This window comes from Solimonas fluminis (assembly GCF_002930645.1).
GTDB lineage: Bacteria > Pseudomonadota > Gammaproteobacteria > Nevskiales > Nevskiaceae > Solimonas_A > Solimonas_A fluminis.
This window is the reverse complement of sequence record NZ_PSNW01000008.1, coordinates 99,026-123,475: the sequence shown is the minus strand read 5'-3', so window position 1 is coordinate 123,475 and position 24,450 is coordinate 99,026. Positions and strand designations below refer to the sequence as shown.

Annotated in this window: 22 protein-coding genes; 13 read left to right on the top strand and 9 right to left on the bottom strand. The window is 68.3% G+C overall.

The window, feature by feature from the left end; all coding sequences use genetic code 11:
- Nucleotides 1-592: 592 nt before the first annotated feature.
- Complete coding sequence (locus C3942_RS14970) at nt 593-1,603, top strand: fatty acid desaturase family protein (protein WP_104231161.1); 1,011 nt, start codon at nt 593-595, stop codon at nt 1,601-1,603.
- A 49-nt stretch (nt 1,604-1,652) separates the two neighbouring features.
- On the opposite strand, the gene C3942_RS14965 is transcribed toward C3942_RS14970, so the two are convergent.
- Nucleotides 1,653-2,399, bottom strand: a complete 747-nt coding sequence (locus C3942_RS14965) for a putative outer membrane beta-barrel protein (protein ID WP_104231160.1) — start codon at nt 2,397-2,399, stop codon at nt 1,653-1,655.
- 157 nt (nt 2,400-2,556) lie between these two features.
- Nucleotides 2,557-3,477, bottom strand: a complete 921-nt coding sequence (locus C3942_RS14960; RefSeq protein ID WP_104231159.1) for an AraC family transcriptional regulator — start codon at nt 3,475-3,477, stop codon at nt 2,557-2,559.
- Between the two features lie 181 nt (nt 3,478-3,658).
- Between C3942_RS14960 and C3942_RS22985 the strand changes: the two genes are divergently transcribed.
- Nucleotides 3,659-5,053 (top strand): fatty acid desaturase, encoded by a 1,395-nt coding sequence (locus C3942_RS22985; RefSeq protein ID WP_104231158.1) that lies wholly within the window; start codon nt 3,659-3,661, stop codon nt 5,051-5,053.
- A 63-nt stretch (nt 5,054-5,116) separates the two neighbouring features.
- On the opposite strand, the gene C3942_RS14950 is transcribed toward C3942_RS22985, so the two are convergent.
- Nucleotides 5,117-5,812: a hypothetical protein gene (locus C3942_RS14950; RefSeq protein ID WP_104231157.1), complete on the bottom strand. Its 696-nt coding sequence runs from the start codon at nt 5,810-5,812 to the stop codon at nt 5,117-5,119.
- Between the two features lie 232 nt (nt 5,813-6,044).
- Between C3942_RS14950 and C3942_RS14945 the strand changes: the two genes are divergently transcribed.
- The 6 genes from C3942_RS14945 to C3942_RS14920 all read left to right on the top strand — a co-directional run bounded on the left by C3942_RS14945 (nt 6,045) and on the right by C3942_RS14920 (nt 12,985).
- Nucleotides 6,045-6,707: an energy transducer TonB gene (locus C3942_RS14945; RefSeq protein ID WP_104231156.1), complete on the top strand. Its 663-nt coding sequence runs from the start codon at nt 6,045-6,047 to the stop codon at nt 6,705-6,707.
- Between the two features lie 18 nt (nt 6,708-6,725).
- Nucleotides 6,726-7,451: a MotA/TolQ/ExbB proton channel family protein gene (locus C3942_RS14940; protein ID WP_104231155.1), complete on the top strand. Its 726-nt coding sequence runs from the start codon at nt 6,726-6,728 to the stop codon at nt 7,449-7,451.
- 4 nt (nt 7,452-7,455) lie between these two features.
- Nucleotides 7,456-7,899, top strand: a complete 444-nt coding sequence (locus C3942_RS14935) for an ExbD/TolR family protein (RefSeq protein WP_104231154.1) — start codon at nt 7,456-7,458, stop codon at nt 7,897-7,899.
- Between the two features lie 123 nt (nt 7,900-8,022).
- On the top strand, nt 8,023-11,145 hold the full coding sequence (locus C3942_RS14930; RefSeq protein ID WP_104231153.1) for an efflux RND transporter permease subunit: 3,123 nt from the start codon (nt 8,023-8,025) through the stop codon (nt 11,143-11,145).
- Between the two features lie 71 nt (nt 11,146-11,216).
- On the top strand, nt 11,217-12,050 hold the full coding sequence (locus tag C3942_RS14925; RefSeq protein WP_366516623.1) for an SDR family NAD(P)-dependent oxidoreductase: 834 nt from the start codon (nt 11,217-11,219) through the stop codon (nt 12,048-12,050).
- A complete protein-coding gene (locus C3942_RS14920; RefSeq protein ID WP_104231152.1) occupies nt 12,050-12,985 on the top strand; it encodes an acetoacetate decarboxylase family protein in 936 nt (311 codons plus the stop codon). The genes C3942_RS14925 and C3942_RS14920 overlap by 1 nt, the downstream gene beginning before the upstream one ends.
- Nucleotides 12,986-12,990: 5 nt before the next feature.
- Here the strand turns inward: C3942_RS14920 and C3942_RS22350 are convergent, their stop codons facing one another.
- The 6 genes from C3942_RS22350 to C3942_RS14885 all read right to left on the bottom strand — a co-directional run bounded on the left by C3942_RS22350 (nt 12,991) and on the right by C3942_RS14885 (nt 19,152).
- On the bottom strand, nt 12,991-13,845 hold the full coding sequence (locus C3942_RS22350) for a hypothetical protein (RefSeq protein WP_165797468.1): 855 nt from the start codon (nt 13,843-13,845) through the stop codon (nt 12,991-12,993).
- The gene (locus C3942_RS14905) at nt 13,832-14,329 is read right to left on the bottom strand and encodes a sigma-70 family RNA polymerase sigma factor (RefSeq protein ID WP_243393619.1); all 498 of its coding nucleotides are present in this window, start codon (nt 14,327-14,329) and stop codon (nt 13,832-13,834) included. Before C3942_RS14905 ends, C3942_RS22350 begins: the two co-directional genes overlap by 14 nt.
- A gap of 93 nt (nt 14,330-14,422) precedes the next feature.
- The gene (locus C3942_RS14900; RefSeq protein WP_104231148.1) at nt 14,423-16,150 is read right to left on the bottom strand and encodes a vWA domain-containing protein; all 1,728 of its coding nucleotides are present in this window, start codon (nt 16,148-16,150) and stop codon (nt 14,423-14,425) included.
- Between the two features lie 128 nt (nt 16,151-16,278).
- Nucleotides 16,279-17,271 carry a hypothetical protein gene (locus tag C3942_RS14895; protein WP_104231147.1) on the bottom strand — a complete coding sequence of 331 codons (993 nt, stop codon included), beginning with the start codon at nt 17,269-17,271 and terminating at the stop codon, nt 16,279-16,281.
- Between the two features lie 466 nt (nt 17,272-17,737).
- Entirely contained in the window at nt 17,738-18,373 is a 636-nt protein-coding gene (locus tag C3942_RS14890; protein ID WP_104231146.1) for an HD domain-containing protein, read from the bottom strand.
- Nucleotides 18,370-19,152 (bottom strand): NAD-dependent deacylase, encoded by a 783-nt coding sequence (locus tag C3942_RS14885; protein WP_104231145.1) that lies wholly within the window; start codon nt 19,150-19,152, stop codon nt 18,370-18,372. Before C3942_RS14885 ends, C3942_RS14890 begins: the two co-directional genes overlap by 4 nt.
- 74 nt (nt 19,153-19,226) lie before the next feature.
- Here C3942_RS14885 and C3942_RS14880 point away from each other — a divergent pair, with 74 nt between their 5' ends.
- The 5 genes from C3942_RS14880 (at nt 19,227) to kdpB (ending at nt 24,442) form a co-directional block, all read left to right on the top strand.
- Nucleotides 19,227-19,865 (top strand): TetR/AcrR family transcriptional regulator, encoded by a 639-nt coding sequence (locus C3942_RS14880; protein WP_104231144.1) that lies wholly within the window; start codon nt 19,227-19,229, stop codon nt 19,863-19,865.
- 222 nt (nt 19,866-20,087) lie between these two features.
- A complete protein-coding gene (locus tag C3942_RS14875; RefSeq protein ID WP_104231143.1) occupies nt 20,088-20,387 on the top strand; it encodes a hypothetical protein in 300 nt (99 codons plus the stop codon).
- A gap of 199 nt (nt 20,388-20,586) precedes the next feature.
- Nucleotides 20,587-20,676, top strand: coding sequence for a K(+)-transporting ATPase subunit F (gene kdpF / locus C3942_RS14870; RefSeq protein ID WP_104231142.1), 90 nt, complete (start codon nt 20,587-20,589; stop codon nt 20,674-20,676).
- A 17-nt stretch (nt 20,677-20,693) separates the two neighbouring features.
- Nucleotides 20,694-22,394: a potassium-transporting ATPase subunit KdpA gene (gene kdpA / locus C3942_RS14865; RefSeq protein ID WP_104231141.1), complete on the top strand. Its 1,701-nt coding sequence runs from the start codon at nt 20,694-20,696 to the stop codon at nt 22,392-22,394.
- Between the two features lie 8 nt (nt 22,395-22,402).
- A complete protein-coding gene (gene kdpB / locus C3942_RS14860) occupies nt 22,403-24,442 on the top strand; it encodes a potassium-transporting ATPase subunit KdpB (RefSeq protein ID WP_104231140.1) in 2,040 nt (679 codons plus the stop codon).
- Nucleotides 24,443-24,450 lie beyond the last annotated feature (8 nt).

The window sequence follows — 24,450 nt, the reverse complement described above, 5'->3', positions numbered from 1 at the left end:
GTTTTCACTGCACGACCCTGGCGGCGGGGCCTCACGCAGGGCTACCCGCTCCGGGAAGAGTTGCTGGCGCAGCTTGTTCCTGTATGGCATTCCAGCGGCCAGCGCGGCCTGGGCCTGGCGGCATTTCAGCCCCTCCGGCATCTGAGGCCGGGACGCCCGCCAGCCAAAATCCCGTCACCTCGTAGGGAAACCCCGACAGCTTCACCGACTGTGACGCCGGCCACAGCAGCAGCAACATGACGCGGCCAGAGTCCACCCATTCCGCCCGCCTCGGCGCGGATTTCTCCCTGGGTGGGCCCTGGCCCACCTACTCCCCAACCCCGCTCCCGCGGGGTTCTTTTTGCCCGCGAAAAAAGAGCGGCCCGCGCGAGGCGGGCCAATGGTTCCTTGGGAGAGGAGAGGTTCTGAGTCTGCTCCGGCGATTTGGTTCCGCCCGCCGGAGCACGATGGAATGCCAGCCGGGACCGCCGAACGGCCGCCCGGGCATTGATTTCCACCAATTGCAGCGAATGGCATTTACTGTAATATTACACATGTAGTCATTTTAATTTTCGTGAAGTAAGAATCGATCACCTGATTGCCGAGGGATCTCATGTCCGCTGATGCCCCCACCTCCACGCCCACCGAACTGCCCTCCGTCACGCGGCGTCGCCTACGCGCGCTGCTGTCTGCGGAAGAGCTCGCCGGACTCACGGCCCGCTCCGATGCGCGCGGCCTGCTGGCGGTCGCAGCCTGCTGGGGGCTGATCGCGGCGAGCTTCGCGATGGTCGCCCGGTGGCCGGGCGTGCTGACGGTGCTGTTGGCGCTGCCCCTGCTCGCCGGCAGGCAGCTGGCGCTGGCGATCCTGGAACACGAGGCCGCGCATGGCACGCTGTTCCGCACACGCCGGCTGAACGACTTCTTCGGCGACTGGTTCTGCGCCCGTCCGGTCTGGCAGAACCTGCACAAGTACCGTGCCCATCACCTGGTGCACCACACGCGCACCGGCAGCGACGAGGATCCGGACATCTCCCTGCATGCCGGCTATCCGACCACGCCGGCATCGCTGCGCCGCAAGATGCTGCGCGACCTCTCCGGATACACCGGCCTGAAGCTGATGCTGGGCTTGCTGCTGATGGATGCCGGCGTCCTGAAATGGACCGTGGCCAATGACGTGAAGAAGCTGCCTCAGGAAGGCCGGCGCTGGTGGAATTACCCGGAGGACTTCCTGCGCAATGCCGGAGGCATGCTGCTGACCAATGCCCTGCTGGCCGGCGTCCTGGCCGCCAGCGGCCACGCCTGGCTCTATCTGCTGTGGGTCCTGGCCTACATCACGCCCTTCCCGCTGTTCGTCCGCATCCGTTCGATCGCCGAGCACGGCATGCTGCCGCGCGTACCGGACATGTTCCAGAACACTCGGACCACGCGGGCCAGGGCTTGGCAGCGGCTGTTCTTCGCACCGATGAACGTGAACTACCATCAGGAACACCATGCGATGGCCTCGGTGCCGTTCTACCGGCTGCCGAAGCTGCATGCCCTGCTGCGCCAGCGCGGCGAGACCGCCGAGCCGCCCGGCTATGGCGAGGTGCTGCGCCTGGCCACCCGGCCGCGGAGCGCGGCCTGAAACAAAAAAAGCCCCGCCAAGGCGGGGCTTTTTGGGGCAAGCCTGAAGCTTACTGGCAGCCGTTGGCCTGCACCGCCACGCCCGCCGGCGTGTTCGGGCACTGGTCGGCGGTATCGTTGACGCCGTCGGCATCGCTGTCCACCGCGCAGTCCTTGCGGCCGGTGACCGGATCGACCACGGTGACGACGCATTCCTGCGCCGGGGCGGGGGTGAAGCCGCCCTCGGACAGGAAGTACAGCGGAATCTGCAGGCCGACATTGAGGCGGTAGTCGATCAGGAAGTCCTCGCCGTCCACCGACTTGTCGTTGAGCTGGAGCTGGGCGCGGGCCTCGGTGCGGACCGCCAGGCCGTGCCAGGGCAGCGGGAAGAACAGGCCGCCGCCGACGCTGCCGCCAAGGTGCATGTGGTCGTCGCCGCCCACGTCTTCCTGGATGGCGCCGACGCCGCCGAGCACGTAGGGCGTGAACTTGGGCACCGCCTGGATGCCGCCGTTGGTGGCCGCGTAGTGGTGCACCAGGTCGACGAAGAAGGCCGTCTGGTAGTCCTTGCCGCCATCCACGTCGCGCTTGCGGCCGGCGTCGTAGAGGCTCAGTTCGATGGCGTTGTTGGTGCCCCAGTCGATCGAGCTGCCGATGTTGATCTGCAGGCCGTCGGCGCCGTCGGAGTCACGGGAGCTATCGGGAATCTCGTAGCCGTAGAACACGCCGGCATACGGGATATCGTAGCCCTGGGTGGTGATGGCAAAGGCCGGCGCCGAAACCAGCATCGCCAGCGCGGCAGCATTCCGCATGTGCATGGACAACTCTCCCCTTTTTTGCCCCGGATCCGTCCGGGTGATTGTTCAACGCCAGTGGTGGTGTGGCGGCCGAAACCGTCCGACCGCAACGTTAGCGGCCCGACTTTACCCCAAGTTCATGACAATTCCACCGTCCGTTGCGGCCATGGAGGCGGAATTACCCCTGGCGCTCCCGGCGCCACACACTGGGGCTGCTGCCATAGGCCCGCTTGAAGGCCTGGCTGAAGGCCGTTTCGGAGGCATAACCGCTGGCCTCTGCGATGCGAGCGACGGACTGGCTGCCGGAGCGCAACTGCCAGGCCGCAAGGCGCATGCGGTGCTCGGTGAGGTAAGCCAGCGGCGGCTGGCCCAGCACCTGGGTGAAGCGCTCGGCAAAGGCGGAACGCGACAGGCAGGCGAGATCCGCCAGTTCCGGCACGGTCCAGGCGCGCTGCGGTTCGCGGTGCATGGCCGACAGCGCCGCCGACAGTGCCTGGTCGCGCAGGGCCAGCAGCCAGTTGCCGGACCCCTCGGGCAGGCTCTCCACGTGATGACGCAGGAACTCCATCAGCAGGATGTCGGCGATGCGGTTGACGATCGCCTGCCGCGCGGGCCGCGGCCGGCTGAATTCGTCGGCAATGAACTCCAGCCCAACGCGGAGCCAGACCGGCGGGCTGCTGCCGAGACTGCGCAGGTGCAGCAGCTGCGGCAGCGCGGCCATCAGCGGCCGCGCCAGCTCCACCTCGAAGCGGAAGTAGCCGGACAGCAGGCCGGTGCCGGCAGGCCCCTCGCCCACGCGCATGGCCTCATCGGAGGGGTTGTCCAGGTCCGGCAGCATGTTCCGCGCTGCGGCCCTGGATTCCGGGCCGTCCTGCACGCGGTGCTCGATTCCCCGGGGCAGCAGCACCAGGTCGCCGGCCTGCAGCAGCAGGGGCGCCTCGCCCTCGCGCAGCAGCCAGGCCTGGCTGCGGGTGACGATGTGGAAGCTGGACAGCCCGGGCGTTTCCAGGCGCATCGCCCAGGCCGGCGCGAGTTCGTAGTGCCGGAACACGGCGCCCTTCAGGCGGATGTCGTCGAGGATCAGGCTCAGCGTGTCCATGCCGGCGTTTCTAATAGGAATTCCGGAGTTCCGCGCCAGTGGCGGCGTCTGACAATGTTACAGCGGCGGATGGCGACTTCCCCCCTGCCTGCCGCAGGTTTGACTATAGCACCGCCCCGGGCGTAGAACCCGGAGAGCGGCTCACCGCGGCCTTTCGCGGGTGCAGGAGCTGGAGGCAACAATGAATACAACAACAGTGGCGACGCCCGATGCCACGCCCTGGGTAGACGGCAAGCGCGCACTCTGGCTGCTCAGCCCGATGATCCCGGTGCTGGGCACCCTCGCGGTGATCCTCTACCACCTGACCGGCTACGGCGCCTGGCTCTGGGGCGGCCCGATCCTGGTCTACGTCATCATCCCTGTGCTGGACTGGCTGGTGGGCGTGGACCGCAGCAACCCGCCCGAGAGCGCCGTGGCCCAGCTGGAGAACGACCGCTACTACCGCGCCATCGTGCTGGCCTACCTGCCCACGCAGTTCCTGCTGACGGCCTGGGGCGCCTGGCTGGCCACCACCGGTGGCCTGGCGGCCTGGGAGTGGATCGGCCTGATGTTCACGGTCGGCACCATCAACGGCATCGGCATCAATACCGCGCACGAGCTGGGGCACAAGACCAACGGTCTGGACCGCTGGATGGCCAAGCTGACGCTGGCGCCGGTGGCCTACGGCCACTTCTTCATCGAGCACAACAAGGGCCATCACAAGAACGTGGCGACCCCGGACGATCCGGCCAGCTCGAAGATGGGCGAGAGCTTCTGGGACTTCCTGCCGCGCACGATGATCGGCAGCCTGCGCTCGGCCTGGCATATCGAGAAGGAGCGCCTGGCCCGCAACGGCCAGCCGCTGTGGAGCCTGCACAACGAGAACCTGCAGGCCTGGGGCATGTCGGTGCTGCTGTTCGGCGCCCTCACCGCCTGGCTGGGCTGGCCGGCCCTGGCCTTCCTCCTGGCGCAGGCCTTCTACGGCGCCTCGCTGCTGGAGGTGATCAATTACATCGAGCACTACGGCCTGCTGCGCCAGAAGCTGCCCAGCGGCCGCTACGAGCGCTGCACGCCGGCGCATTCCTGGAACAGCAACAACGTGGTCACCAATCTGTTCCTGTACCAGCTGCAGCGGCACTCGGACCATCACGCCAACCCCACGCGCCGCTTCCAGGCCTTGCGTCATTTCGACGAATCGCCGCAGCTGCCGTCCGGCTACGCCTCGATGCTGATCCCCGCCTACATCCCCTGGCTGTGGTTCCGCCAGATGGACCCGCTGGTGGCCCGCCACTACCAGGGCGACCTGAGCCTGGCCAATCTCCATCCGCCGAAGCGGGCCGAGCTGATGGCGCGCTGGCACCGCAAGCCCCTGGACGATGGGCACCCGGAGACCTTCCCCGGGGAGCACGCCCCGGCCGCCTCCGCCGCGAACGCCGCGCGCTACCAGTGCAGCGATTGCGGGTACGTCTACGACGAGGCCATCGGCTGTCCGCACGAGGGTTTCCGGCCGGGCACCCCCTGGTCGCAGATTCCCGACAACTGGCCCTGCCCGGATTGCGCCGTCCGCGAGAAGCCGGATTTCATCCCGCTGGGCTGAAATGCCCACCGCAACGAAAAAGGGCTGCCATCCGGCAGCCCTTTTTCCTTTGCCGGCAGTCCTTCAGCGCTTGCCCTGCTGCAGCAGCGACGTGTCCGCTGCCGCGCCGGCCGCCTCGCGCCGGCCGGCACGGTAAAGCAGCAGCGCCACGATGAACAGGACCGGCATGGCCATCTCCATGCCCTCTTCGAAGGCGGCGATGAACTGGTTCACCGTGTACGAAAGATGGATGTCGAAGGCCTCCTTCAGCACGTTGGAGAAGCGGTCCAGGATTTTAGACAGCGGCAGCAGCAGCACCGGCAGGATCAGCACCTGGCCGACGGGTGTGCGCAGGCCGCCCTGGCGGAAGAAGAATTGCCAGCAGAGGCGGGCTAGGTGCAGGATCAGCGCGATCACCGCCAGGAACACCAGTCCGCCGATGATCTTCTGCAGGACCGGCACGTCGGGGCTGAGGTAGAACTTGATCTTCTCGATGCTCATTACCGTGAAGGCCTTGTGCAGGTCGGCCTCGCGGGCGGCGAAAACGAAAGACAGGGCCGCCAGGGCCAGGACTCTCGGCGAACGGGCGTCGTGGAACATCAGCATGGCGCCCAGCGCCACCCACAGCACGATGCTCATCTCCTCGAAGGGCCCCTGCTCCGAGAACAGCGGCTTGAAGATTTCCGGCGGGAGGCTGGACGCCAGCAGCACCAGGTAGCCCGAATAGATCAGCAATACCGCCAGGGCGACCCGTACCGCCGTCGAAAACTTGATCATCATGGTCCTCTAGCCTGTGGAGCCGCGCTCCGGGGGATCATTCCATTATGTCACCGCAGTGACATGGCATTGACGTATTCTCTCATGGAAATACCTAGCTAGCTAACAAACAACATTCCTGCTTGCGCTGCCGTGCAGCGGATAGTTAGAATGAGAAACATTCTCAACGAATCCGGCGGTTCCAGCCGGACCAGGGATTTCTCGATTTTTCGCCGCTGTCCGATCGCCTCCCCCGATGCTGGCCACCCTTTCCCAAGGTAACGAACGTCCGCTGAATCTCGGCAGCCTGGCCCTGGTGATCGGCGCACACGTGCTGGGGCTCTGGGGCATCCTGGCCCTGTCCGAGATCGCTCCCGAGCAGGTCGCGCCGGCACCGCTCTACGTCAGCTTCATCCAGCCCGAGGTGCCGGAGCCGGTCAAGCCGCCCGAACCGCTGCCGCCGCAGCCGCCGCCACCGCTGGAAAAGCCCAAGCCCAAGCCGCTGATCACCACCAAGGCCACCGAGCCGGCGCCGCAGGCCATCCAGGCGCCGCCGGAGCCGGTGGAGCCCGAGCCGCTGCCGCCGATCCAGGCCGCGCCGCCGCCGGCGCCCGGCCCCGAACCCGAACCGGTGGTCGAGCCGCCGAAGTTCGACGCGGCCTATCTCAACAATCCGATTCCGGCGTATCCCATGCGCTCCAGGCAACTGGGCGAGGAAGGGGTCGTCGAACTGACCGTCCTGGTGTCCGCGGACGGCCTGCCCAAGTCGATCAAGGTGAGCAAGTCCAGCGGCTTCAGTCGTCTCGACGACGCCGCCGTCAGCGGCGTGCGCCGCTGGAAATTCAAGCCGGGCACGAAGGGCGGCAAGCCGTTCGAACAGACCGTCACCTTCTCCATGCCTTTCACGCTGGCCAAATAACCGCTTTTCCGGAGTCCCATGGAAACCCAGACCCTCGGCTTTTCCCACTTCATCGGCCAGTCGGACGCGGTGGGCAAGTTCCTGCTTTTCGTGCTGCTGGTCATGAGCATCGCCTCCTGGTACCTGATCGTCGTCAAGGCGATCCGCGGCCATCTCGAGCGCAAGCGCAGCAAGGAATTCCTCGACTTCTTCTGGAACGCCAAGAGCCTGGACCAGGTGCACGACGCCGTCGCCGCGCACCGTGCCGAGGAGCCATTCTCGCATCTGGCGCACCACGCGATCACGGCGCGCGATCACCACGCCCGCTTCGGTGCCAGCCGCCTCGAGGAAGCCGGCACGGCCTCGGAGTTCCTGACCCGTACGATCCGCAAGGTCATCGACGAGGAAACCACCAAGATGGAATCCGGCCTCAGCGTGCTGGCTTCGGTGGGCTCCACCGCTCCCTTCGTGGGCCTGTTCGGCACCGTCTGGGGCGTCTATCACGCGCTGGTCAGCATCGGCATGTCCGGTGCCGGCACCCTGGACAAGGTGGCCGGCCCGGTCGGCGAGGCCCTGATCATGACCGGCGTGGGCCTGGCCGTCGCCATCCCGGCCGTGCTCGGCTACAACTACCTGGTGCGCAGCAACCGCGTCGTGCTGGGTGCCCTCGATGCCTTCGCGCACGACCTGTTCGCCTTCCTCACCACCGGCCAGCAGTTCGCCGGCGGCGGCAACAACGTCGTGAAGCTCAAGACCGGGGCCTGAGGCCATGGCATTCGGCGGCTTCGAACAGAAGGGCAACACCTCGCCGATGGCGGAGATCAACATGGTCCCGCTGATCGACGTCATGCTGGTGCTGCTGGTGATCTTCATCATCACGGCGCCGCTGCTGACGCACGCGGTGAAGATCGACCTGCCCCGCACCACGGCGGATTCCACGCCCCCCGCCCCGAACAAGATCGAGTTCTCGATCGACCAGGCCGGCGCGCTGTTCTGGAACGGCGAGCCGGTGGACAAGGCCACGGCCGTGACCCGCATGCAGGAAGCCAGTCAGCAGCAGCCGCAGCCGGAGCTGCACCTGCGTGCCGACCGCGACACCAAGTACCAGGTCATCGCCGAGGTGATGGCGGAAGCGGCCAAGGCCGGCCTGGGCAAGATCGGCTTCGTCTCGGATCCGAACGTGCAGGACGCCGCGGCCACGCCCCAGCGGTAGCTGTCGTCACAGGCTGCTGTCACACTGTGCCGGGCGCCTCCGGGGCCCGGCGCCGTCGTTTGCGGAACCCGCGGGGCCCTGTCCAGTCTGAAGGCGAATTCCGGAACCCATACCTGCCCCGCCATGTGGATCACCGACACCTCGGTCAAGCGCCCCGTCCTCGCCACGGTGATCAACCTGCTGCTGGTGGTCTTCGGCCTGTTCGGCCTGAGCTCGACCTCGGTCCGCGAGTACCCGGACATCGATCCGCCGATCGTCTCCATCAGCACGGCCTATACCGGGGCCTCGGCGGCCGTCGTGGAAACCCAGATCACGCAGCTGATCGAGGACCGCGTCGCCGGTATCGAGGGCATCCGCACCGTCACTTCGTCCTCCCGCGACGGCCGCTCGCAGATCAACGTGGAGTTCGAGCTGTCGCGCAACATCGACGACGCCGCCAACGACGTGCGCGACCGCGTCTCGGGCGTAGTAGGACGCCTGCCCGATCAGGTGGACCCGCCGGAGATCGCCAAGGCCGACGCGGACTCCAGTCCCATCCTCTGGTTCGTGCTCACCTCGGACCGCATGGATACCCTGCAGCTCACCGACTATGCGGAGCGCTACCTGGTCGACCGTTTCTCGACCATCGACGGTGTTTCGCAGGTGCGTTACGGCGGCGACCGCCGCTACGCCATGCGCGTCTGGCTGGACCGCGGCCGCCTGGCCGCGCGCGGGCTGACCGCCGAGGACATCGAGAACGCGCTGCGCCAGCAGAACATCGAGCGCCCCGCGGGGCGCATCGAGTCGGACGAGCGTGAGTTCGGCCTGCGCACCGCGCGGCCCTTCCGCAGCGCCGAGGACTTCAACAACCTGGTCGTATCCCGCGGCGCCGACGGCTTCCCGGTGCGCCTGTCCGACGTCGCCAAGGTGGAGCTGGGTCCGCAGAACCCGCGCGGCGCCTTCCGTGCGAACGGCGCCGGCGCGCTGGGCATCGGCATCGTCAAGACCTCCACGGCCAACACGCTGACCGTGGCGCAGCAGGCCAAGGAAATGGCCAGCGCCATCGGTCCGGATCTGCCCGAGGGCATGAAGCTGGAGGTCAACTACGACACCTCCAGCTTCATCGAAGCCTCGCTGCACGAGGTGGAGCTCACCCTGATCTATGCGGCGCTGTTCGTGATCCTGGTGATCTTCCTGTTCCTGGGCAATGCCCGCGCGACGCTGATCCCGGCGATCACGGTGCCGATCTCGCTGCTGGCCTCGTTCATCTTCCTGCATGCCTTCGGCTTCTCGATCAACATCCTCACGCTGCTCGCGCTGGTGCTGGCGATTGGCCTGGTGGTGGACGACGCCATCGTCATGGTGGAGAACATCCATCGCCGCATCGAGCTGGGGGAATCGCCGCTGCTGGCCTCCTACCGCGGCGCGCGCGAGGTGGGCTTTGCCATCGTCGCCGTCACCGCGGTGCTGGTGGCGGTATTCGTGCCGATCGGCTTCCTCGAGGGCAACGTCGGCCGCCTGTTCCGCGAATTCGCACTGGCCCTGGCCGGCAGCGTGATCTGCTCCGCCGTGGTGGCGCTGACGCTGTCGCCGGTGCTGAGCGCCGCGCTGCTGCGCAAGAACGACCACGGCAGCCGCTTTGTCGAGGGCATCGAGAACGGCTTCGAACGGCTGTCGCAGGCCTACGGCCGCACGCTCGGCGGCTTCGTCCGGCGCCCGGCCCTGGCCTGGGCCGCGCTGGCGGCGCTGGGGCTGGGCACCTGGCTGCTGTTCCGCATGGTGCCCCAGGAGTTCGCCCCGGCCGAGGACCGCGGCGGCTTCATCATCCAGGTGACCGCCCCGGAGGGTGCCAGCCTGGGCTACACCGGCCGCGAGATGGAGCGCATCGAGGCGCTGATCACGCCGCGCATCGGCCAGGGCGAGATCGAGCGGGTGATGCTGCGCATTCCCTCCATCGGCGGCGGCAACGACGACGTCAACAACGGCAACCTGTCCCTGTCCCTGGTGGACTGGAAGTCCCGCGAGCGCAGTTCCGCGGAGATCGGCGAGGAGTACAGCAAGGCCCTGCGCGACCTGCCCGGCGTGCGCGCGGTGGTCAACCAGCGCGCCGGCTTCGGCCAGCGCGGCGGCGCCAGCCAGCCGGTGCAGGTGGTGCTGGGCGGCAGCAACTATGCCGAGCTGGCCGAATGGCGCGACCGCATCCTGAGCCGCGCCGCCGAGAACCCGGGCCTGCAGCGCCTGGATTCCGACTACAAGGAAACCAAGCCGCAGATCGAACTGGACATGGACCTCGATAGGGCCGGCGACCGCGGCGTACCCGTTTCGGCCATCTCCACCGCACTGGAAACCTTCATGGGCGGCCGCGTGGTGACGCGCTTCGAACAGGCCGGCGAGGAGTACGACATCATCCTGCAGGCGCCCGACGAACAGCGCCGCGATCCGCAGGACCTTTCCGACATCTACGTGCGCTCGCAGACCGACGGCAGCCTGGTACCGCTGACCTCTCTGGTGACGCTGAAGGAGAAGGCGGCCGCCGCCACCTACAACCGCACCGACCGCCTGCGTTCGATCACGATCAGTGCCAGCCTGGCGCCCGGCTATACGCTGGGACAGGCGCTGGACTACATGGAGGACCTCATCCGCGAGGAACTGCCGCAGCAGGTCCGCCTGAGCTACAAGGGCGAGTCGCGCGACTTCAAGGAATCCAGCAGCGCACTGCTGTTCACCTTCGGCATGGCGCTGCTGATCGTCTACCTCGCCCTGGCGGCGCAGTTCGAGAGCTTTGTCCACCCCATCGTCATCATGACCACGGTACCGCTGGCGGTATTCGGCGCGCTGGGGGCGCTCTGGGCCCTGGGCATCACCCTCAATGTCTATGCCCAGATCGGCATCGTCATGCTGATCGGACTGGCGGCCAAGAACGGCATCCTGATCGTGGAGTTCGCCAACCAGCAGCGCGACGCCGGCAAGGGCTTCGAGGAAGCCCTGATGGAAGCCAGCCGCATCCGCCTGCGCCCGATCCTGATGACCTCGGTGGCCACCATGGCCGGCGCCGTGCCCCTGATCTTCTCCACCGGCGCCGGCCATGAGGCTCGCGCCATCCTGGGCATCGTGATCTTCTTCGGTGTGCTGTTCTCGACCGTCCTGACGCTGTACGTGGTCCCGGCCTTCTACTCCGCGCTGTGCCGCGGCACCGGATCGCCCGGACGCCACGCGGCCCGCCTGCAGCGGGAAGAGGCGGGATCCCCGGAGCTGCCGATCGCCTGAGACGCTGCCGGCATCCGCAGGCAGGGATGGGAAAATCCCTACGCCGGTGATTCAGCACGCGCCGCCGCCGCGTGCAAGAATTGGGGTGGAACGACCAATCGGGGGACGTCGTGGCGGATTCCGTCATCGCGGGGAGAACTGCGCTTGTCACAGGGGCTTCTTCGGGCCTCGGGGTGGACTTTGCCCGCGAGCTCGCCGCGCGCGGCTGCCGGCTGGTCATCGTGGCCCGCCGGGAGGATCGCCTGAAGCAGCTGCAGCAGGAACTCAAGGCCTCCCACGGCGCCGACGTGACCGTGGTGACCCTGGACCTGTCCCAGCCGGAAGCGCCCCGGGCCCTGCACGACCTGCTGCGCCAGCAGAAACGCGACGTGGACATCCTGGTCAACAATGCCGGCTTCGGCCTGTTCGGCCGCGACGTGGAGCTGCCGCCGCGGCGCAGCACCGAGATGCTGCAACTGGACGTGGTGGCCCTGACCCAGCTGACGCAGCTGTTCGCGCGCGACATGGTCAAGCGCGGTGCCGGCTACATCCTGCAGGTCGCGTCCACCGGGGCCTTCCAGCCCTCGCCCAGCTACGCCGCCTACGGCGCCGCGAAGTCCTACGTGCTCAACTACGGGCACGCCCTCAACTTCGAGCTGCGCGGCAGCGGCGTGTCCTGCACGGTGATCTGTCCCGGTGTCACCGCCACGGAATTCCTGGATGTCTCGGGACAGAAGCGCAACTGGTTCCACAACGCCACGATGATGAGCAGCCCGGCTGTCGCCAGGGCCGGCATCCGCGCCATGCTGGCGCGGCGCTACCTGATCGTGCCCGGACGGTTCAACGCCCTGTCGGCTTTCCTCACGCGTCTCACGCCGCGCCCCGTGCTGGCCTGGCTGGCGGCGCGCCTGATGCGGAATCCCTGATGCTGCGCCTGCCCGCCCTGCCGCCCGTCGTACCGGTGGAACTGCCGGGCCAGCTGCGCACGCGCACGCGCGACGGCGTCGCGCCCGCCCCGCAGACCCTGCTGGCCGACGAGGCCGAGGGCCGCGACAACCTGATCGCTCCCCGGTTGTTCGAGGAGCTCGCTGCACAGCCGCTGGTGGAGATCGACTGGTCGGGCTGGTATGGACCGCCGAACCGCTTCCCCATGGTCCACACCGACGTCAGCATGGTGTCGGCGGCGTTTGCCGTGCCGCTGGACAGCCTTCGACCGCTGCTGCCGCAGACCGCACGCCTGGCGCCGGCGCGCCTGACGCCCTGGCATGGCGTGCTGCTGGTATCGGCCTACCATTTCCACCGGGGCGGCCTGGGCCGCTACCAGGAACTGAACATCGCCACCCCGATGCTCCTCGATACACCGCGGCGCCTGCCGGCCTGGTCGCTGTTGCGCGAGGCGCTGCGCGGCGGGCAGGACCCGGCCCTGGGCCTGTTCACGCTGGCCTCCGCCGTGGATCGCGCGCGCCCGCGCGACGTGGGCGTGCAGCTGTACGGCCTGCCGCGCCTGCTGGCGCATGCCGAGTTCGCCCTGGGGAGCCAGACCGGCCTGGCGAGCATGGAGATCGACGGCCAGCGCATGATGGCACTGGAGGTTTCCGCACCGCGCAGCTACCTGCAGTGGCAAATGGACCTGAGCCATAACAGCTTCTCGATCCTGCAGGGCCAGGTCCTGCGCAGCCGCTGCACCGTGGTCGCCGAGGGTTACCGCGGGGCACGCGGCAGCGCCAAGGTGGAGTTCGGCGAGCATCCGCAGTACCGCCCCTTCCGCTCGCTGCCCCTGCTGGCCCGGCCGATGGAGACGCGCATCTGCGCGCGGCTCAACGCCATCCTCGGCACGCCGGAGCCGCTCGGCCCGGCCTGAGCGTTTCAGTCGGCCAGCCGCTTCAGGTCTTCGGGAACGGGACGTTCCGGCCACTGCCTGCGCCAGGCCGCCAAGGCCTGACGCGCTTGCTCCTCGTGGCCTTCGGCCAGCAGCCGCCGGATACGCTCGAGCCCGGTTGCTGCCGCCGCTTCGCTCTCCGCCTCCTCGCGCTCGAGCTTCGCGGCTCCCGCGAAGGCCGGCGGCGCGGCACGCTGCTGCAGCATCTCGGGAGTCCGCCTCGCCGCCTTCAGCTCATCCGGCTCCGCCTGGCGCGACTCCTCCGTCGCGGTTGGCGCGGCCGGCGGTGGCGCGGGCATCGCCATGGCGGCGGCTTCCGGCCCGGAAGGCGCATCCGCCGCGGCACGGTCCCGGAGGGCGTCCGCCGAACCGGCGGACATGGCCGAAGCCGGCGAAGAAGGCCGCGCGGGGAATGCCTGCGGCTTGGGCGCCGGGGCCGCCTCACGCACTGGCGCCGGCTGCGGCGGGGCCTCGACAGCGACCGGCGCCGCGGCTTCCGGCAGCACCACGGCTGCGGCCGGTGCCGCATCGGGCGCCGCCATCATCGCATCCTTGTGCGCCGCCGGATCCTGCACGATGGTCAGCAGCGTGCTGAAGCTGAGCACCAGCACCGCGGCCAGCGCGAAGGGCCAGCGGCGGTCCCGGAAGCGGTCGCGCGAGGGCGGCCGGGCCGCCGCCTCTTCGATCTCGCGGCGGGCCATGTCGAGAACCGCGCCCTCCATCTCCGGAGGCGCGGATTCACCGCGCATGGCCTCGCGCCAGGCGCGGCTCGCGGGACTGCGTCCGTCGAGGAAATCCTCGAGCAGCTTGTCGTCGGGCGCTTGGCGTTCAGGGCCAGACATCGCTCAGCTCCTGTCTCAGTTTGGCCAGCGCGTAGCGCAGCCGGCTCTTCACCGTCTCACGCCCTACGCCGGTCGCCTGGCCAATCTCCTCCAGGCTCAGTCCACCCTCTTCCTTGAGCAGGAAGGCTTCGCGCTGCTCATGCGGCAACTGCGCCAGGGTATCGAGCAGCCGCTGCCGCAGCTGAGCATTGCGCGCCGCCGCATCGGGCGATTCGTGCTCGGGGCCAGCCACATCCTCCGCCTCTTCCAGCGGTGCGGTGGCCAGGGTGCGCAGGCGGTAGTAGTCCACCAGCCGGTTGTGCGCCAGCGTATACAGCCAGGTGGTGAAGCGTGCGCGCGGCTCCCAGGAGGTCCGGCTGCGGACCACGCTGGCCCAGACGTCCTGGAACATCTCGTTGCAGGCCTCGCGATCCTCGGCACCGCGCAGCAGGTAGCGCCAGAGCGGATCCTTGTGGCGGCGGTAGAGCGTCTCGAACGCGGCCATGCTTCCGTTCCGGTACTGCAGCATCAGTTCCTCGTCGCCGGACGGGGCCGCCGCATCGGCGAACCCCGCCCCGCCCTCTGCCGCTTCCAGTCGCTACTCTCCTATCTGAGCCCGCGCCTGGCCGGTGGAAAGGCCCTGCGCAAGCTTGACCAGCTGCAGGAACTCGCCTGCATAGCCATGGCTGTCGCGGCCGCGGGCATCGCGCGCCAGCCGCTCGACCTGAGTGTAGCCGAAGCCGCCGGTGTACTGGCCGCCGCGCAGCAGCTGGCCGAAGGCCGCCACCGAGGCCGACAGGCGGAAGGCATCGCTGGTGCCCTCCAGGCTGTCGCGCACCTCGCGGCGCAGCAGGGGGTGCTCGATCAGCAGGCTGGCCGCCTCCATGCCGTCCCCGGGACGCTTGTAGCGCAGGCGCAGGAAGCCCAGTTCCTCGCCGGTGGCCTTCGCCTGCGCCTTGCCGCCGTAGCGCAGCGGTTCCACGCGCTCACCGCCCTCGCCCGCCAGCGCGATCTCGTACAGTGCCGTGACGCGGTGGCCGGCGCCGATCTCGCCGGCATCGACCTTGTCGTTGCTGAAGTCCTCGCGCTGCAGCTGGCGGTTCTCGTAGCCGATCAGGCGGTATTCGCTGACCAGGGCCGGATTGAACTCCAGCTGGATCTTCACGTCGCGGGCGATCGTGGTCAGCGTGGCGTCGCGCTGATCCACCAGGGCCTTCTGCGCTTCCGCCAGCGTGTCGATGTAGGCGTGGTTGCCGTTGCCGGCGTCGGCCAGCCGTTCCATCAGCTGGTCGTTGTAGTTGCCGCCGCCGAAGCCCAGCGTGGTCAGTGCCACGCCGCTCCTGCGCTTCTCCTCCACCAGGTCCACCAGCTGCTCGAAGCTGGTGGTGCCGACGTTGAAGTCGCCGTCGGTCGCCAGCAGTACGCGGTTGTTGCCGCCGGGGATGAAGGCACGCTGCGCCATCGCATAAGCCAGGCGGATGCCTTCGCCGCCATTGGTGGAGCCGCCCGCGCTGAGCCGGTCCAGCGCGCTCTCGATGGCATCACCGTCATCGCCCGGCGTCGGCTCCAGCACCACGCCGGAGGCTCCGGCATAGACCACCAGGCTGATGCGGTCCCGCTCCGTCAGCTGCCGTGTCAGCAGCTTCAGCGAGGATTTCACCAGTGGCAGCTTGCTCGGCTCGTTCATCGAGCCCGACACATCCACCAGGAACACCAGGTTGGACGCCGGGCGCGGCCCCGTCGGCTGCCAGCCGCGGATCGCCACGCGCAGCAGCTTCGTCTTCGCATTCCAGGGCGTCGGGGCGATCTCGGTGTGCAGGCTGAACGGCCGGCTGCGGTCCCGCGGCAGCGGATCGTCGTAGTCGAAGTAGTTGACCAGTTCCTCCACGCGCACCGCGTCCTGCGGCGGCAGGCTGCCGCCGTTGAGGAAGCGCCGCACGTTGCTGTAGCTGCCGGTGTCCACGTCGATGCTGAACGTGGACACCGGGCTTTCGGCCACGAGCGTCACCGGGTTGCTTTCGATCTTCGCGTAGTTCTCGCGGTCCTCCAACTGGGGCATCGGCGCCAGCAGGGCCGGCGCCGCCGGCGCGATCGCCAGGGCCTCGTAGGCCCTCTTCACCTGCGCGCCGCCCGCGGCCTGGGCCTGGACCCGCGCCTTGGCGGCGGCCCTGTCATGCGCCTCCCGGCGTGCCTCCAGTTCCGGCGGAGGCGGCGCCGAGGCCGCGCCGGTCGCCATGCCATCGTGGTAGCCCGAAGTGTTCGTGCAGGCGGCCAGCAGCACGAGGCTGGCACTGGAGAAACTCAACAGCAGGGGTTGCAGGCGCATCGCGAAGCTCCGTTTGCGGGGTGTTGATCCTGTAAACGGGGCCGCTACGGCAATGGGGTTAAAGCAAAAAAAACCGCAGCGCACCCCGGCCAGGGCCGGAAATGCGCTGCGGCGACTCCCCAGGACGTTCAGATCATCGGGTCGACCCGGATCCCTTTCTTCAGCACCAGCGCCGCATGCGTGGCCTTGGACACTTCACCCGGGCGCCGCGCGGCCGGGCCGGCAGCTTCCACCAGCACGTAGGGCCGCCCCTGGTGGACGATGTACGCCTGGTCGCTGCGCGGGGTGCGCGCCATCCCCAGCAGGTAGTGCTGCGGCACGTGCACGCCCACCAGCGGCGTGCTGGAAAGGTTCTGGAGGATCGCGGCCAGCAGGGCCGACTTGGTATCGCAGTCGCCGTAGCCACGCTCCAGGGCACGCAGCGGCGGATAGAAACCCAGGATCTTGCGCCCGCCGTCCCAGGTAGCCGGCTGGCGGTAAACCATGCCGCTCTGCACCAGGGCAATGGCGGCCTCCATCATCCACTCCGTGTCGCGGCCCTGCTGGGCCGCGAGGCGGCGCAGCGCCACCGCGACCGGTTTCACGCGGGCCCGGTTGCGCTCCACCACCCGCGGCACGTCCACGCGCAGCCTCGGCGCCTGGTCCGCCCGCTCCTGGCTCAGCGTCAGCGAGTGGTCGCGGTAGTAGCGCGTGGTGTGGCGGTTGAACTCTTCCTGGTCGCAGCCGCTGCGCGCGCGGCAGGCGGCCATCAGCGCATCCAGTTCCTCTACCGATACGCCGAATTCCCGGACCGATTCATGGCTGCTCTGCGGCGAGAAGCGGAAGGCGACGCTCAGCGGGTCGCCGGAGAAGCTGCGGAAGCTGGCGCGAACCTCGTAGTTGCCGTCGCGGTCGAGGCGTCGGGAATAGGTGGCGCCGCCTGCCCCCTCGCCGACCGCGATGCTTGCATCCTCTTCGTAGAGCAGCCCCTCGGAACCCCGCGCCGTACCCGCCGTCAGCGCCGCCGCGGCCATCAGCCCCAGGCCCAGCAGGATCCGCAGTTCACGGCGGAAGGTATGCAGCGAAGTCCGGCAGGTGGTGGTCATGGCGCTGGCGCAGCCCTTGGGGGTACGCCCGGTCACAAACAATCCACATGCGATGGGATGAAAGATCGTCAGGGTTCAGCTGTCAGGGTTCCAACGGGCTCCGAGGTCAATCGCCGCTGAACTTCAGCCGGCCAAGATGTAAGCCTTGGCTGATTTTATGTAATCCATTGCTTACAAGGCATGGATGAAACAGGAGTTTCCCCAAGGAACGACGTCCCCCGGCCGTCATCTGCGCCCAACAGGTCTCGCGGCAAGGGCAGCGATGCCCGCCCACGCGCCCCTACAGGCCGGAGCCGCCAGCGGCAGGAAATCCCCGACGGGCGGCGCGCGAGGGAAAACGCCGCGCCGCGGGAACGGATCCTGCCTTTGCCGGGATTCCGTCGCGGCCGTGACGGTTTTACGGCACCGGCGTCGCGGGACTTCCGGCGCGCCCTGCCCAGCCTGGAGCCGCCGCGGCCACGGGCTGTGAGGTTGCGTGAGGATTTGCGGCCCGCAGGCCCGGCTACATCGGCGACAGGCGCCAGCGCGAGAGCTGCCGCAGCGAGCGGTCGATGTTGCCGCGCGCCAGGCGTTCGCGGCGCTCGTAGAACCACTGCGTGTGGTAGATGCGTGGCCGGGCCAGGAAACCCTGCAGGATCTGGCGGCGCACCGCCTTGAAGGTTGGCGACGGCACGTGCTTGTATTCCTCGCGCACCTGCCGTTCGTATTCGTCGAAGCGCGAAGGACGGGCGCCGAGGATGGCCAGGTCGATGTCCGACAGCAGCTGCTGGTCGGCCGTCACGGGCTGGCCGTCATGACGCGTCACCATCACCAGGTCGTAGACGCGCGTGACCAGGGCGTCGTCGGCGCCGGCCTTGCGCAACGCGCGCTGCGCCCACTCGGCGCTGCGGACTTCGTTGTCGTGGCGCTTCACTTCATAGATGGCGTCATGGAACCACAGCGCCAGCTCGATCTCGGCGGGATGCTCGGCCAGGTCCCGTGTCTCGGCGAACAGTTCCAGGCACTCCATCAGGTGGTGCAGCGTGTGGTAGTGCCGCGAGGAGCTGGAATAGCGCAGGCGCAGGTCGGCATGCAGTTCCGGATCGGCCTTGAGGCCCAGCTCTTCCCAGACTTCCGACCAGCGCGCGAGGCTGCTCACGGGGAAAGCCTTGCCGCCAGCGCCGGCAGCACGTCGATGGCCCTCGCCCGCAGGCGCAGGTCCACCAGCTCCGACACTTCGCTGCGGCCCGGATTGATCTCGATGCTCGGCGCCCCGTGGCGGCGCGCCATCAGCACCGGGGCGGCGATGTAGGGAAACACGCTGGTGGTGCCGATGCTCAGCACCGCGTCCACGCCCTGCTCCAGCACATCCTGCAGGCGCCGCAGCGCGGCCTCCGGCAGCATTTCGTCGAACAGCACCACGCGCGGGCGTTCGATCCCGCCGCAGCGCCCGCAGCGCGGCGGCAGGTTCTCCACGGCGGAGAAGTCCGGGACCCCGCGCGAGGCTCCGCACTGCACGCAGTACAGCTCGCGCAGGTTGCCGTGGATCTCGATGACGTCGGCAGAGCCTGCATCGACATGGAAGCCGTCGATGTTCTGGGTCAGCACAGTGAACTGCGCAAATCCTTGCTGCAGCGCAGCAAGCGCGTCATGGGCGGCATTGTGCCGGGCCCCGCGGCAGTTGCGCTCCAGCTGGTGGATGTACTTCCAGCAGATCTCGGGACGCCGGCGGAACATGCTGCCGGACAGGGCTTCCTCGATCGGCAGTCCATCCTCGGTGGCGGCATCCTCGTACAGCCCGCCGACGCCGCGATAGGTCGGCAGCCCGGAGTCGGCGGAGATGCCGGCCCCGGTGATGGCCAGCACGCGCCGCGCGCCGCGCAGCAGGGCTGCCGCGCGGTCCAGGCTCTGCTCGAAACTGGGGTCGGTCGGGGACACAGGCAAAGAATAGCGGAATCGTTCAGAATTTCTTGATACTTACCATAAACATACCAGCCGCCCGATCCCCTGCCATGCCGCGCAAGCCCGCCCACGAACAGTTCGACACACTCAAGGTCATCGGCGACCGCGCCTTCGAACTGTTCGGCCGCTATGGCTACGAGGGAGTTTCCATCGGCGATATCGCCACCGCCGCCAAGCTCAGCAAGGGCGCCCTCTACTGGCATTTCCAGGGCAAGGAAGCCCTGTACCTGGACTGCCTCAAGCGCCTGCACACGATCTTCGACAGCTACATCTTCGACGTCATGCGGGCCGAGCCGGACCCGGTGAAAGCCGTGGTCGCCCTGTTCGGCGGCCTGTCGCGTCTGCTGCAGGACCCGCGCATTGAGAAGGGCATCGGCGGCTACTGGCTGATCCCGGACACCCCGGAGACGGTGCACATCATCACGGCCCAGCGCGCCTTCGAGTCCGCCGCCATCGCCGTGCTGCACGATGCCCTCAAGCGCGGCCAGCAACAGGGCAGCATGGACCTGGGCGGAGACCTCGACGACATGGCCCGTGCCATCATCTCGCTGGTGGAAGCCTGCGTGCTGCCGCTGCGCCACCTGACGCCCGACGAAGTCAACCGCCAGCTCGGCGTGCTGGCCCGCACCCTGTTCCGCGCCTATGCCAAGTCGCCGGAACTGGTGAAGCTGGTGGCGAAACTCGGCTAGTCGTCATGCCGGCGGAAGCCGGTATCCCGCTGCGCCCAGGGCCACTCCTGTCCGGTACTGGATGCCGGCTTTCGCGGCACGAGGAGTTTCCGGGGCAAGCTCCTCGGGAGGCGCGTCTTTATGCAACCTTGATGTCGCGGCCGCCGGTCTTCACCCCCAATTTATCCGGCTGTCCCTAAGGTGTGCGCCGGGGCGATCCGCCCCGTCACGGGTACTCCCCACATGGACAGCGCACTCTGCGTCGGCATCGACATCCAGCCGCACCAAGTACAGGTCGACCTGCGCCGCGAGGGCCGCCCCCTCGCCCGCCTCGCCTTCCGCAACGATCACGCCGGCCTCGCCGCCCTGTCCGAGTTCCTTTCCGCCTGGCAGGGTCCGGTGCGCCTGGCCATTGCCGCCCTCGGTGCCGGCGCCATCGCCGCCGGCCTGATCCTGGGCGCCGCCCCCGGACGGCAGGTCTACCTGGTGGCCCATGCCGCCGAGCCGGCGGCGCTGGCCCTGCAGGCCGAGCGCTTCATCTAGAGGCGCATCTTTATCTTTCCTTTATCTCCCGGCGGCCGGCCCTTCCTCGAATTCCTACGGGGCCGGCGCGCCTAATACCCGCGCCGCCATCATGGCGGCTCAGGAGCATCTCGATGGGTGACCTCATCTTTCTCGGACTGGGCGTGCTGGGCTTCGCACTGATGGTCCTCTATGCCAAGGGCGCGGGGAAACTCTGACCATGGCCTTCGACTACCTGCTGGGCGGCGGCGTCGCCGTGGGCACGCTGATCTACCTCGTCTACGCGCTGATCCGCGCCGAACGTTTCTAGCACCGGGAGCTCCTTCCATGACAGCCCTTGGCTGGCTGCAGATCCTCGTCTTCTGCGGCCTCATCATCCTGCTGGTCCGCCCGCTGGGCGGCTACATCCTTCGCGTGGTCGAGGGCCGGCGCCACGGACTGTCCGTGGTGCTGGGGCCGCTGGAGCGCCTGTTCTACCGGGCGGCCGGCGTCGATCCGCAGCGCGAGCAGTCCTGGCATGGCTACGCGCTGGCGATGCTGGCCTTCAACTTCGCCGGCTTCGCGCTGCTGTACCTGATCCTGCGCACCCAGCAATGGCTGCCCCTGAATCCGCAGGCCCTGCCGGCACTGAGCCCGCACCTGGCATTCAACACCGCGATCAGCTTCGTCACCAACACCAACTGGCAGTCCTACGGCGGCGAAGCCACCATGAGCTACCTCAGCCAGATGATCGGCCTGACGGTGCAGAACTTCGTCTCGGCCGCCACCGGCATCGCGCTGGCCATCGCGCTCAGCCGCGGCTTCGCCCGGCGCCAAGCCCAGGCCCTCGGCAACTTCTGGGCCGACCTCACGCGCGTGACGCTCTACATCCTGTTGCCGCTGTGCCTGCCCTACGCGCTGTTCCTGGTCTGGCAGGGCGTGCCGCAGAACCTGCTGCCCTACACCGAGGCCACCACGCTGGAGGGCGCGAAGCAGCTGATCGCCCAGGGCCCGATCGCCTCGCAGGAGGCGATCAAGATGCTCGGCACCAACGGCGGCGGCTTCCTCAACGCCAACTCCGCGCATCCCTTCGAGAATCCGACGGCCCTGAGCAACCTGGCGCAGATGCTGTCGATCTTCGCCATCGGCGCCGCGCTGACCAACGTCTTCGGCCGCATGGTCGGCGACGAGAAGCAGGGCTGGGCCCTCTTCGGCGCCATGGGAATCCTGTTCCTGGCGGGCGTGGCCGCGGCCTACTGGGCGGAGACCTCCGCCAACCCGCTGCTGCAGGCCGCCGGCGTCGATGCCAACCTGGAAGGCAAGGAGGTGCGCTTCGGCATCCCCGCCTCGGTGCTGTTCGCGGTCATCACCACGGCCGCCTCCTGCGGCGCGGTGAACGCCATGCACGACAGCCTGATGCCGCTGGCCGGCATGGTGCCGATGATCAACATGCAGCTCGGCGAAGTCGTCATCGGCGGCGTCGGCGCCGGCCTCTACGGCATGCTGCTGTTCGTGATCCTGGCGGTGTTCATCGCCGGACTGATGGTGGGCCGGACTCCGGAATACCTGGGCAAGAAGATCGAGGCGCGCGAGGTGAAGCTCACGGTGCTGGCAATTCTCGCCTCGCCGCTGTGCATCCTCGGCTTCACATCGCTGGCCGGCGTGCTCGACCTGGGCCTGGCCGGCCTGCAGGACCGGGGCCCGCACGGCTTCAGCGAGATCCTCTATGCCTACACCTCGGCGGCCGCCAACAACGGCAGCGCCTTCGCCGGGCTGACCGCGAACTCGCCGTTCTACGACACCACGCTGGGCATCGCCATGCTGCTGGGCCGCTTCGCGATCATCCTGCCGATGCTGGCCATCGCCGGCTCGCTGGGCGCAAAGAACACGGTGGCGCCCTCGGGGGGCACCTTCCCTACCAACAACGGCCTGTTCGTGGCGCTGCTGGTCGGCGTGGTGCTGATCGTCGGCGGGCTGACCTTCTTCCCGGCCCTGGCGCTGGGTCCCATCGCCGAGCAGTTCGCTCTGCTGCAGGGCAGCAGCTACTGAGGTTTCCCATGACGCAGAAAAGCAAATCCCTGTTCGACCGCGCCCTGCTGGCACCGGCAGCCCAGGATGCCTTGCGCAAGCTGTCGCCCGCCAAGCTGGCCCGCAATCCGGTGATCTTCATCACGGCGCTGGTTGCCGCCCTGTCCACGGTGCTGTTCCTGCGCGATGCCATCACCAGCGCCGGCGGCCTGCTGTTCTCGGGCCAGGTCATCGCCTGGCTGTGGTTCACGGTGCTGTTCGCCAATTTCGCCGAGGCGATCGCGGAGGGCCGCGGCAAGGCGCAGGCGGCAGAACTGCGCAAGACCCGTACCCAGACCCTGGCCAACCGCCTGCGCGACGGCCGCGTCGAGGCGGTCAATGCCACCGAACTGCGCGTGGGCGACCGGGTCCGGGTCAGCGCCGGCGAAACCATCCCGGGCGACGGCGACGTGGTGCTGGGCGTGGCTACCGTGGACGAATCCGCGATCACCGGTGAATCCGCGCCCGTGATCCGCGAGGCCGGCGGCGACCGCTCGGCCGTCACCGGCGGCACGCGCGTGCTGTCCGACACGATCGAGATACGGATCACCGCCGCCAGCGGCTCGAGCTTCCTGGATCGCATGATTTCGCTGGTGGAAGGCGCCGCGCGCCAGAAGACCCCCAACGAGATCGCGCTGAACGTGCTGCTGGCCGGCATGAGCCTGATCTTCGTGCTGGCGGTGGCGACGATCCCGGGCTTCGCCCGCTACGCCGGCGGCCAGGTCTCGGTGATCGTGCTGGCAGCGCTGTTCGTCACGCTGATCCCGACCACCATCGGCGCCCTGCTCTCCGCCATCGGCATCGCCGGCATGAACCGCCTGGTGCGATTCAACGTACTGGCCCTGTCGGGCCGCGCCGTGGAAGCCGCAGGTGACGTCGATACGCTGCTGCTGGACAAGACCGGCACCATCACGCTCGGCAATCGACAGGCCACCGCATTCCACCCGCTGCCCGGCGTCTACGAACACGAGATGGTCGATGCGGCGCAGCTCTCCAGCCTGTCGGACGAGACGCCCGAGGGCCGCAGCATCGTGATCCTGGCCAAGCAGAAGCACGGCCTGCGCGGCCGCGAAATGGCGCCGCTGCACGCGAAGTTCATCCCCTTCACGGCGCAGACCCGCATGTCCGGAGTGGACGTCGATGGCCAGGAGATCCGCAAGGGGGCCATCGACGCGGTGAAGGACTACGTCAAGGCACATCCGGCAGGCCACGCCATCCCGGCGGAACTGGACGAGATCGCCGCGCGCATCGCCAAGGGCGGCGGTACGCCGCTGGCGGTGGCGCGCGACGGCCGGGTGCTCGGCGTGGTGCAGCTCAAGGACATCGTCAAGGGCGGCATCCGCGAGCGCTTCGCCGAACTGCGCGAGATGGGCATTCGCACGGTGATGATCACCGGCGACAACCCGATGACCGCGGCCGCCATCGCGGCCGAGGCCGGCGTCGACGACTTCCTGGCCCAGGCCACGCCGGAGAAGAAGCTGGAGCTGATCCGCGCCGAGCAGGCCAAGGGCAAGCTCGTGGCGATGTGCGGCGACGGCACCAACGATGCCCCGGCACTGGCCCAGGCCGACGTCGGCGTGGCCATGCAGACCGGCACGGCGGCCGCGCGCGAGGCCGGCAACATGGTGGACCTGGACTCGGATCCCACCAAGCTGATCGAGATCGTCGGCATCGGCAAGCAGATGCTGATGACCCGCGGCGCCCTGACCACCTTCAGCATCGCCAACGACGTGGCCAAGTACTTCGCCATCATCCCGGCGCTGTTCATCGCCTTCTACCCGCAACTGGGCGCCCTGAATGTCATGGGCCTGGCCTCGCCGCAGTCAGCGATCCTGTCGGCGATCATCTTCAATGCCCTGATCATCCTGGCGCTGATCCCGCTGGCCCTGCGCGGCGTCGGCTACAGGCCAGCGCCCGCTGCGCGCCTGCTGTCCCGCAACCTGGCGATCTATGGCCTGGGCGGCCTGATCGTCCCCTTCATCGGCATCAAGCTGATCGACCTGCTGGTCGCGGCTGCCGGCCTGGCCTGAGGAGGCTG